Raw genomic sequence first — 607 nt, 5'->3', positions numbered from 1 at the left:
TGGCTCTTTTAACATTGATTGTGGTGTTGGTGTGCGTGCGGTGACGGGCGAAAAAACCGGTTTCGCTTACTCAGATCAAATCAATCCGGAAGGTTTGAAGCAAAGTGCTATTGCGGCGCGAGGTATTGCGCAGCAGGGCCAAAATGGCAAAGTTCAAGCATTCAAACGTTCGGAAAATCAAGCTTACTATGATGCGGTTAACCCGCTAGCAAGCTGGGAAAAACAACAAAAAACCGAGTTACTGATGTCTTTGGATGCGTACATTCGCACTAAAGAGCCTCTGATCAAAGAAGTTTCTATCAGCATCAGTGGCGTGCACGAGCAAATGCTAGTTGCCGCTACAGATGGCACTTACGCTGGTGATACTCGTCCTCTTGTTCGACTATCCATCAGTGTACTTGCACAGAAAGGTGACCGTCGCGAGCGTGGCAGTGCTGGTGGTGGTGGTCGTTTTGGCTACGATTTCTTCTTGTCTGAAACAGATGGCGTGAAGCAAGCCTTCCACTTCGCGGACGAAGCCATTCGTATGGCGTTAGTTAACCTAGAAGCAGAAGCTGCACCTGCAGGTATGATGCCAGTGGTGCTTGGTTCTGGTTGGCCTGGCGTA

General features: G+C 49.4%; 1 protein-coding gene. It reads left to right on the top strand.

Annotated features, from left to right (window positions below):
* The coding region (locus R7Q46_RS28285) for a PmbA/TldA family metallopeptidase (protein ID WP_411978788.1) at positions 1-607 on the top strand (607 nt) is incomplete at both ends.

Source organism: Vibrio sp. 811, assembly GCF_033339195.1.
The sequence above is the reverse complement of the archived record's forward strand: the minus strand, read 5'-3'. Positions and strand labels throughout refer to the sequence as shown.